The 9,915-nt window shown below is 40.6% G+C and carries 6 protein-coding genes and 1 pseudogene; 3 read left to right on the forward strand and 4 right to left on the reverse strand.

The annotated features are described in order from the left end of the window. Positions 1-370 precede the first annotated feature (370 nt). The 4 genes from ACFSRY_RS10105 to ACFSRY_RS10120 all read right to left on the reverse strand — a co-directional run bounded on the left by ACFSRY_RS10105 (position 371) and on the right by ACFSRY_RS10120 (position 5,337). Positions 371-1,237: an agmatine deiminase family protein gene (locus tag ACFSRY_RS10105; RefSeq protein WP_377506375.1), complete on the reverse strand. Its 867-nt coding sequence runs from the start codon at positions 1,235-1,237 to the stop codon at positions 371-373. Between the two features lie 473 nt (positions 1,238-1,710). Beyond that, positions 1,711-2,367, reverse strand: a complete 657-nt coding sequence (locus tag ACFSRY_RS10110; protein ID WP_377506378.1) for a hypothetical protein — start codon at positions 2,365-2,367, stop codon at positions 1,711-1,713. After that, on the reverse strand, positions 2,368-2,967 hold the full coding sequence (locus ACFSRY_RS10115; RefSeq protein ID WP_377506381.1) for a hypothetical protein: 600 nt from the start codon (positions 2,965-2,967) through the stop codon (positions 2,368-2,370). A 525-nt stretch (positions 2,968-3,492) separates the two neighbouring features. Next, a complete protein-coding gene (locus tag ACFSRY_RS10120) occupies positions 3,493-5,337 on the reverse strand; it encodes a DUF6035 family protein (RefSeq protein WP_377506384.1) in 1,845 nt (614 codons plus the stop codon). 163 nt (positions 5,338-5,500) lie between these two features. Here ACFSRY_RS10120 and ACFSRY_RS10125 point away from each other — a divergent pair. From ACFSRY_RS10125 to ACFSRY_RS10135, 3 genes and pseudogenes are all read left to right on the forward strand, one after another. Beyond that, positions 5,501-5,638 (forward strand): annotated as a pseudogene (locus ACFSRY_RS10125) (topoisomerase DNA-binding C4 zinc finger domain-containing protein); the annotation flags it as partial. A gap of 45 nt (positions 5,639-5,683) precedes the next feature. Further along, positions 5,684-7,807, forward strand: coding sequence for a Piwi domain-containing protein (locus tag ACFSRY_RS10130; RefSeq protein WP_377506390.1), 2,124 nt, complete (start codon positions 5,684-5,686; stop codon positions 7,805-7,807). Next, positions 7,795-9,297, forward strand: coding sequence for a hypothetical protein (locus ACFSRY_RS10135; protein WP_377506387.1), 1,503 nt, complete (start codon positions 7,795-7,797; stop codon positions 9,295-9,297). The genes ACFSRY_RS10130 and ACFSRY_RS10135 overlap by 13 nt, the downstream gene beginning before the upstream one ends. Positions 9,298-9,915: the final 618 nt, after the last annotated feature.

Genomic DNA, 9,915 nt, shown 5'->3' on the forward strand with positions numbered 1-9,915 from the left:
ACCACATGGATGTAAAACCATTGTTAGTGTGATGAGATCAAAGGAGCTTCTGCTCGTTTATGAGAGAATTCACCTAATTCTCTAAAGAGCAGTGGACGGAGCCTATATCTGGGATCAATATATCTTGATCAAGTTCATTATAAGCAGTGGTAAAGAAGGTGCTGGTAGTTTTGCAGGAAACAAAAATCAAAAACAACAGATTAATCCTCCTATTTGAGGGAATTTGGGTAACCACATCGAACCCCGTTTACGGTGGTGGTGCATCTACCTTGCTACCATTTTGGGTATAGAACATGTTCAGGTTCCGGCTTACTTTCAGTCTTGCCTGAACAGGTGTAGCGAGAACAGGAGAATAAGGTAGACACCTGGCCTACTGTTGGCTCGTATTTGAGTTATTTTCCTTTATAGTCCAGGAGACACAGTTGAGAAGGCCACCTTCGCTTGCTATCTCGTTGATGTTCACGGTTTCAATGATCCTGTCAGGAAAAACCGCTTTGATTGTCTCTACTGCTCTAGTATCCAGATTGCCAGGCAAATCAAAAATGGGGAAGATAATCAGGTTACCAATCTCCAAATAATTTACATAGCTGCCAATGGCTGTGTTTTTGTGCAATTTGTCTTTGTGCGTAAACCAAGGCATTTCCACATAATTAAGCCCTGCTTGCCTAATCATTTTAAGGAAGCCTTCCCGCCAGTACTTGTACTCGTTATTAAGCTGGTTTACCAGAACTGTTTTGTTGTCAACAAAGCGCAGATGCCCGTCTGCATGCCCGGTCATGTCCTCTCTAATGTCAGGAATGAGTAGCACGTCCACTTCCAGCAGGTCTTTCAGTTCACGAAGCAACTCATTCTTGTCAGCTCCCGTGTTCTCTGCAAAGATCCGGCTGGTCATGATCACTTTGTCTGACCATCTGATCACATTGCCACCGTCCAGGTTGATACCGGAGAACCTGGCTTTGATATTATTTGCAGGAAGGACTAGAGAAGGGTCAGACTGTAGCTCGAGTTCTTCTTTCAGGTAGGAAGGTTCGTAGCGAAACTGCACAAAGTTGTTTTCCCCCTTCTGAATAGGTAAGTAGTCCCGGCACCAGATGTCCTTTGTCTCCTTTAGGAATCGGTAGTCAATTTGGTGCTTTTCCAGAACTGGCCGCACTCTTTCAAAAGCATTCTTGTAGTTGTTACCAGTCTGGATCAAGTCAGAGAAGTAGACCACATTTGATTCCTTGTCTATGACCATGTCTTCTTTTTCTCTAAAGCTGGAGTGGTAGCTATTTTGATAACATCAATTTACAATCTGAAAATGTCAACAAAACCTCCGAGTAAAGAAACATTAAGACTGCTTTGTGTTAGGTCAGGGGATGAATGTGCATTTCCGGGGTGTGACCACCGATTCTTAACAACAATGGACTGTATATAGCTCAGTTGTGCCATATAAAGGCTGCGAATGAAGGTAGTCAAAGAATTGATAATAATATCTATGATTGATCAATTGAACTAGATAATTGCTTGAAGAATGTCCTAGCCGTGGGCTGGAATTTTTCAGATGACGAGTGGCCGATGTGATATAGCTGAGTACTTCCCTGAGAAGAGGCTTTGTAAGGCCTGTGAGGTAGCCTATGAGTTTGATTCTAAAGCTTAAACCAGCCAGTTTCACAAGTTTCAGACTGGCTGCTTCCAAAAAAGCCTCTTAATCTCTACTTAGAAGAACAGTTATTTTTGATTAACTATATTTTTATAAAACTGTATACCCTTCGGGTTTCTGTAATAGAATGACTTATCTGAATTATATCGTCCAGATTTAACTAATTTGAAGCTGAAGTCTGATATATATTGAAAAAGGTGCTCATATCGTTTCCTGCTCTCGTCAATGGTAACAATTCCGATCAAGTTAAATAAGTATCTTTCAATAAAATATTGCTTGAAATCATAGCCGATCATCTTTTTGAAGAAATCAATTTCAAATCTAATTTCTCCCTTTTCATCAATAAGAAGTTGATTTTTAAAGTAGTCAATTATGTTATAACTGATAGCAAGTCCGTAATGGAAGGGCTCTACAAAGCCTAAGCCGCTACTATTAATTTTATTTCCATGATCGTCTAAAAAAGTCCATTCTATAAATTCCTTTTCTTCATACTTAATTAAAGCATTTGTATCCGTAAATACATTATCAATACTTTCTGAGAAATATGAAGGCTTCTCTTTTGAAATGTAGAATTGCTTATTAGAACTGTATACAAGCCATGGGTTTACTGAGAGGCATGCCCACCCTTCAATAACCTTATATACATTTTGAAATTGAGGTTCATAAAAAACTATTCCATCCTTATCTGAAAACCCGTACTTACCTTTATATAAAAACTTGTACATCTACTTTATACATTTACCCTCAATATTGTAAGACCATAGATATGTGTTTTCTCTTGAGTCTGCCGCCTTCCCTGGTCTATAGAACTCCCCATCAACAGCTACCTTGTTATAGGAAATTCTTGACAAGTTATAGTGAACATAGCTTATGTTGCTTGCTAGGATATTTGCTCTCATTTCATTTCTATCAAATACTATTTGACCATCTTCATTGATCATAATATCAGCCTTACCCTTAACAACCTTATCATACCCACTATCTATTTTTGCAGAAATTGCTAAACCATAACTAAAAGGCTCAAGTACAGCAAATTTTTCTCTCGGCTTCTGGTTGCCGAAATAATCGAGAAAAATCCATTCATTGATATAAAATTCTTCAAACAGTACCTTCCCAAGTTCGTCATTCTTGTGCTTTAGGTATTCATAATTTGAAACAGTATGACTGTGCCCGTACTTGGATAAATATTTATACCAGCGATTTTTCTTAACACAGGTGTATCCTTCATCAACTTTATCAATAGTTTCGAAGCAAGGTTCGATAATAATACCTGTTTCGTCTGCTAACCCAAACAGCTTCGTCTTGTAATTATGAATTATTTTCATGATTGAGGTACTTACAACATATTATTTGTAAAGGAACATAATCCCTGAATCATATGGGCTTTATAGCGCAAAGAATATTAAGCCCATATGATTCTTATTACTATGAGAATAACCACATATCTCAATATTCAGCATAGGCCATATAATTAACGCAATCTATTTACGTATTCATTAAGACGTGTAGAGACTAGTTCTAAAGCTGCAGTAATCTCCTCTGGGTCAGACAGTGTGTCAAACACGAGGGAACAGAATTCCTGCTGATAGGCAGTCTCTAAAGAACTCCAGACTCCTCTTACATAGGCGAACAGCAAACAGGCCTCCCATGGTTGCATAGCCCAGTCCCCCTAGAACTGCTGTTGCGGGCATCATCGGCCTGTACAGCCCAAATCATTCTGAAGAAGTCCTCACTCTGTCTAGAAAGAAGATTGCCGCAGGTACTTCTACTATGGCGTGCAGGTCGTATATAGCGAACTATCTAATATCTAATTTTTTGTTATTAAACTTGACAAAATGAAAGGAAGAGCTTTATAAGGAGCTTCTTAAATCATCCAAGATGCTATTCAGGCTAACCACCTCTGTTTGCAAAATGGTTATCTCACCATCTAATGCTTCACTACTACTTTCATTATTTAACCTAGCAAGCCTAAAGTCAGCTATCTCCGCTTCAAAAGTTTGTCTTAACTTATCTTGCAGTTGCACCTTTAACTCTAGTTCCGTCTCGTTAATCTGAGAAATAGCTCTTTGGCAAGCCTCTACTTTATCAGCAAAGGTCAGTACTTCCTGACCATGCTCAACCAAGAGAAATAAGCTGCTCTTAGTAAAGACCTCCACTAAGTTGGCTTCGGAAAGCACAGGCCGTAGTTCCGCCCCCTCGAAAAGCGTTCCCACAGCTGACTTCGGTATATACTTGACTTGAGCATAATGTGACCTTATCATCTGGAAGTATTCATCTGCCCCAGGCAGAATTTGGTAACTTACTCCCGCTATTGTTATCTGCTCTAGTGTAGGAAGGCCAGCCTGTTTATTGTGCCAATAGCTCTTCTCTATGCATGATTGGGAAAGCGTTGCCTCTAGCCCTTTTATAGATTCTAAAAACTCCGAGCGCAATGAGTTCACCATTTCATAATGGTCGTATTCATGGTTCCCATGGAAAGGGTTTGAGGGACTTTTGCCGGCTATGAAGTCATAAGCTTTATCGGCACAGGCCGCAAGATCTGACAAAATCTGTGCCCTGTTTTCTATTCTTTCCTGTAATCGTATTGCCTTCCTCTCCAAGCTTTCTTTCTTTTGGTGGAGCTCAGTGAGCTGCTGAGTCAGCTCTGATACAGTACCTTTTAACTTGGTATACTCAGCCAGATTTCTTTGCTCTTCAGCCTTTCTTTGCTCCTGTATTCTGACTTGCGCCGCCCGGAGTTTCTCGGCTTCAATTTTTTGCTCCCTTTCAAGGAGCTCCCTTCTTTTTCTTTCCCTGCCGATGGCTAGCTCCACCTCTCCCTTTTGTTTTTTAGCATCGTGAAAGTATACTTTGAAATTTGTAGCATCAAAGGTTAGATCTGATAAGGTGACATAGGCCATTTCCCAAGCATCTTTGATTTCAAGTCCCTCCTGATAATATTTTTTATAGTAACACTTTAGCACAAGATCATTTTCAAGTTCTGATCTCCAGCTGCATTCCGCATCAAACACGTAGGCATTTTGGTGGTTAGTAAAGATTACATCATTGTAGGTAAGCTTTCTTATATCATCATCAAGATTAAACTGGTGGAACACCCACAAAATGTAACAGCCTTGTTCTCGGTAGAAGTGCTGCCTTCCAGTGATCACACTTAACCAGGTGGTAGAAAGCTGCAGCTCAATAGCCATGCGCTCCCCCTTGAAAAATGCGTTAATGTCAGGCTTCCGCCACTCCCTCTCAATGAGTCTGCTCTTCACTACTTTTTCCACCTCAATGTCTGATACCTCTTTCTTAGACAGGCTGTTTTTATTCAGGTATGAGGCAATCTGTTCCTTTAATTTGATATGCAAGGCGCTTTCCTTCGCACCATTGTACTTGATGCGTTCCACCTCCTCTTTTGAGTAGCTGTTATTGGTTTTGATATGGCAGGCCGCACTATCCTGCAGATGTGCAAAGTGAAAACTGTCCTTCTTCCTTCTGCTATCCCTAAAGTTCCCGCCTCTGATCCTGATCATCTGTTTACAGTAATAGCAGACAAACAGCGAATCCCGGTAACCAGCAATGGCCCTCTGTAGCTCAGACCGAAACTCCGTAACCTCATCCAACGGCTTTCGGAAAAAGCTATAAGCGTCTATACGCTCACCTGTTTCATAATTTAAAACATCTTCAATGGTAAGCTTTTTTGCGCGTTCCATAGGCCTCTACAAGCTATTAATATTAGAAAGATAAATCCAGTATTACCACAAGATAATATTAATTTATCTATGCTTAGCATCTAAAGGCAAATCAATATTAAAGAAAGAAAAATTGTACTATCTTAGCCTAATTTGGATTTGATTCTGGTTATAAAACTTGGGAATGGCAAATTTACAAAGCGTAAGTATTGAAGACTTTGGATCATGTGATAAATGCGGCTCTGGCCGTATGATAAAGAAATTTAGCTCTAAGAATAACCAGCATTTTCTAAGCTGTAATCAGTATCCAAGGTGTAAAAACGCGAAACCATTCCGAGTAAACGTCCCAGCCAATTCTGTCACCGGTATGGTCGAAGTAATGGATGAAATCACTAATCTGTTTAAAATCAACTTATCACCCTTTCCAAGAAAACTGTACATCTTACCAGAGGCATTGAAGGGCGAGTTTCCAGAGGCCGCTTATTATGATAGGACCAATCTAGTTACTATTAGACATGATGCCCAACTGAGAGAACTTCCTTTTGATGATGAAAAAGTCAAGCAAATTCTTTATCGATACATCCGACACAAGTTCAGTCAGCACAGCGGTCTTGCCGTACTATCCAAAAGATTCTCAGAAGACAAAGTAAACGAAGTCATTCTTCCTGATACATCTCATCCTAGCCTGGGTAACAGTTATGTAGAATATTTGCAAATTTGCCAGGCCTTCCGCTTCGCTATACATTATTCTGAGGGGCAGTTTTACCTTTCGGTGGAGCCGACATTAAGGGTTATGAACCAAATGTCAGCTGCAACCTTTGGCCAGTTATTTAGCATGGATAAGCTAAGGGAACGCGAAGACCTTGAGTGCTTTTATTTCACAAAGACGAAGGATGGCAAGATGCGCAGGAAAAGCTTTTTAAAAGATGTTCTGGATGGAGCCTTGGGAAGTAATGAATATTTACCAATAAAGGCAGCAGATATAATTCCAATCCTGTCCCTTAGCCAAATGCAGGGTATGGTAGGATGGTTAGCTGAGCACGGTAAAGTGGGCTTTATAGACCTTAGCGCAAAGTTGAAGGAGCTGACCCTTCTAAAATCAAATGAACGCATAGCCACATCCCTGGCAGTAACCAAGACCATTCAATCAGCTCTTCATGGTAAGATTGCCAACACTCGTGTAACGCTAGACCTGCAGCCGGCATCTCAAAGCGATTTCCAGCAAAAAATTTACATCCAGTCAGAACCAAACCTCCGATTTGACTCTATACAAGATTCCAAGAAAAGCATTAAGGTTAAAGATGGGTTGGCTCAGTTTGGGGCGTATGATAAACCTCATAAACCAATACGTGTATTGTTCTTCCATGCTGCTTCAGCTACAGATAGAATAAAACAATTCGCCTCCCTACTTCAGAACGGAGTAGGAGGGTATTATGGCTTTGAGAAGCATTTCCACACATCGCTTGAAATAAGCTACCAGGCTTTTGATGATGTGACTTTTGGGGTAGACTTATCTAAAATAACATTAAATAGTTCGGATGAACATGATTTAGTTATTTATCAGCTACCAAACAATCAAAATTACACAAAGACGGTAGTTCAGGCTAAATTGATCAATAGCGGAATTGTATCCCAGTGTGTACGGGAGGCTACAGTAGTGAACGTAAATCAATTTACTCTCTGGAACTTTGCTTTAGACTTGTTTGTGAAAGCTGGCTATACTCCCTGGACTTTGTATCCGAAGGAAAGGCTTCCTAATGTAGATCTTTTTGTGGGTATGTCTTACTCTAGTAAGAATGAGGCCGGTGGAGGCACTAAGTTGCTAAGAACACTTGCATGTGTCAACGTTTTTTCATCTGACGGGGAGTGGCATCAAACCTATTACAATAGCAGCTCATTTGAAGAAGGGGAGAAGTATGATTTTGAAAAAAGAGGCAAAAATGTAGGTCAGCTGATACAAGAAGCTGTTCTAGCGGCCCAGCGGGAACAGGGAGCCCTAAAGAAGATACATATTCATTACAACAAGCTTTTTAGTAAGGAGGAAATGAATAGTATATACTATGCTGTAACCGAAGTTATACCAGATGCGATACTCTATTTTGTAAGTATAGCAGATAGCCACACAGTAAGATTATTTAATCCTAATAATAAAGATAGCAGCCAGCACAGGGGAGGCGGCATTGTTATAAATAAAAGACAGCTTTACTATTGCCCCTCAGGCTACTCCCAAATCAAAACAACAGTGCGGGGAACTCCCGTGATCCTAAGGGTAAGGGTTCAGACTATGCCTGAACAGTATGATTTTGACATTAGGGACACCGCATACCACATGCAGGCTCTTACTAAGCTAAATTACAAATCTACATTTCCGTTATCTACCCTGCCTGCCACAATTGCTTTCTCTAAGGATCTAGCTCACACCGTCAATGAGTTTCGGGCAATAAATCAGTTCACCAGCATTGGAATTCGAAACCGCCTATGGTGGATATAATGGTACCAGAGAATTCGTTTAATACTGAGCATGTCATCAGGCTGGCCAGGTTCTGCGTGAGACAGAGGTTTAACCCTTACACAGACACCGATGCTTACCTCACCGACGCCATCTATGTACATCTGCTACAAGAGCATCAAGAGCTCCAAATTGAGGGAGCTGTCGACTTCTTCAAACGAGAGGATGCTTTCTGCGCCTCGAGAATCATTGCGCGGCAGTTTTCCAAGAGCCCTGTCCAGGAAAAAATTGCTGCATGCCTGATTGCCAGTAGCAGGCATAGGGAGATTGGAGCCAGTCTAATTGAAAATTTAAAGGATCTTCTGGAAAATGAGCTGTCGTTCCACCCACAGACAGGATTAGTGAAAGATGTTACTCACACCATCATTTTACTTTATGCCATCGCAAAACTAGGAGTTTGGACTGAAGATAAATTAAACACGCAGATAACGCTGATATTTGGAAAAGGAAGAGTTTACAGAGGGTTAGATGTTGTTTTCCTTACTAAACTGGCTACTTTGCTTCCTCAAAATGAGCAACTGACTACACTTGTAGCTAACTTATATAAAATACCTCTTGCCATGAAGGACGAGGAGGAAAAACTTTTTGTGCATTATGCCCGACTGTGGCATCTCTGTGAACAAGGTGACGGCTCAAAAAAGGATGAATTATTAAATGCCATTGCATTTACAGAGGAAGTACAGCTAGAGGACTTTCAAACCGGAGCTTATTTTGATGACTACAATATCCCTGATAAATGGCGGGGTTCTATTTATCCGTGCTTTCTATTAGGCTACGCTAAAATGATTCTAAACTTATATCAAACACTTATGTCTGAGGAAAAGATACAGGCTGAATTAAGGGATTTTGAGCAATTGGTAGATGATAACGGTAAGCAGGTTATGCTTCAGAAGCATGGAGATCTGTTTAAAAGAAACCCATTCAAGGTCCTAAAACATAAAGATAAGTTCCGTGTTCCCTATTCTATCAAGATACAAATCAATGATACTCTCTGGTATGAGGACCAGGCATTTAGGATTACTGAAATTAAGGATTATCAGGTCAATGGAGTTGTGGTAGCAAGTGAGGTGTCATGTGAGGCTATAACGCATGCATCTCCAGCGCCTCAAATAAACCAGTTCTTCAACTATGGAGAAATGCAGAAGACGCAAGTCCAGCTAGGAGGCAGCGGTAATAGTCAGCAGCAGCACATAGATGAAGCGGCCAACACTGACATTATTATAAAGCTGATAGATCTTTTACAGGAGCTCCCAAGACAGGAGCTGCCTATTGAGGTGATTGAGAAATTGGAAGCTGCAAAAGCAGAGGCTGCGAAACCTTCTCCTATTTGGAGCAAAGTACAAAGTGGCGTGAAGGGAGCCCTAGCATGGGCATTCAATAATCCAGATAAAGCGGGTACTTTGTTAGAGAAGATAAATTATTACATAAGTCAGCATGGCCATCAAATAGGCAGTATTATACCATTGAGCTAGCACCTGTTTAACAGTAGGATTAAATGACGGCATTTATCACCAATTTACTTAATGATTGATAGAGTTCTGCCCATCATACTATAAATAATTAAAAGAGCTTTTACAGTACTCCTTAGATGCTAAAGTTCAGCTTTGTTACATCTGATTTTCTAATTGTTTAGAGAATCTGGTGTTGGTCGTGAGACTGTAGCCGAATATAGTTTGATCTTATAAAAGCAGAGGGAGAAACAGCTTTATAATCCTTTTTGTTACTTTTCTGTTACTCTGGAAAAGAAAAAGCGGCTTAAACTGTAGTCTAAGCCGCTTTTTGCTGTTTGCTATGTAGACCGAAGGATAGAATTATCGAACCATTTCCACAGGGATTTTGATGCCTTAGCCAACTATTTGGAGGCAGGGGAGGAGTAATTTGTTTTCCATGTAGGGCTGCCAGCTCAGCATGAGCACTTTCGCGTCCTTTACCCGCGTGCTCTGTCTTAGATAGATAAACTCTTGCATGTTCGGGTTTCTTACCGCCACAGGTGGCAATCCTTCACATCCGGTTTGCCCACATGGCTTTGCATCAACTACTTTCCCCTAACGGCCAAGCCTTAAGTTGAGGTAAGGCCCCACGTTCAGGGT

It is taken from the genome of Pontibacter locisalis (assembly GCF_042684605.1).
Taxonomy (GTDB): domain Bacteria; phylum Bacteroidota; class Bacteroidia; order Cytophagales; family Hymenobacteraceae; genus Pontibacter; species Pontibacter locisalis.

Bases quoted from the DNA above. Each gene is read 5' to 3' on its own strand.
- ACFSRY_RS10105 (WP_377506375.1), bottom strand. From the start codon at position 1,237: ATGGTCATAGACAAGGAATCAAATGTGGTCTACTTCTCTGACTTGATC.
- ACFSRY_RS10110 (WP_377506378.1), bottom strand. From the start codon at position 2,367: ATGTACAAGTTTTTATATAAAGGTAAGTACGGGTTTTCAGATAAGGAT.
- ACFSRY_RS10115 (WP_377506381.1), bottom strand. From the start codon at position 2,967: ATGAAAATAATTCATAATTACAAGACGAAGCTGTTTGGGTTAGCAGAC.
- ACFSRY_RS10120 (WP_377506384.1), bottom strand. From the start codon at position 5,337: ATGGAACGCGCAAAAAAGCTTACCATTGAAGATGTTTTAAATTATGAA.
- ACFSRY_RS10130 (WP_377506390.1), top strand. From the start codon at position 5,684: ATGGTCGAAGTAATGGATGAAATCACTAATCTGTTTAAAATCAACTTA.
- ACFSRY_RS10135 (WP_377506387.1), top strand. From the start codon at position 7,795: ATGGTGGATATAATGGTACCAGAGAATTCGTTTAATACTGAGCATGTC.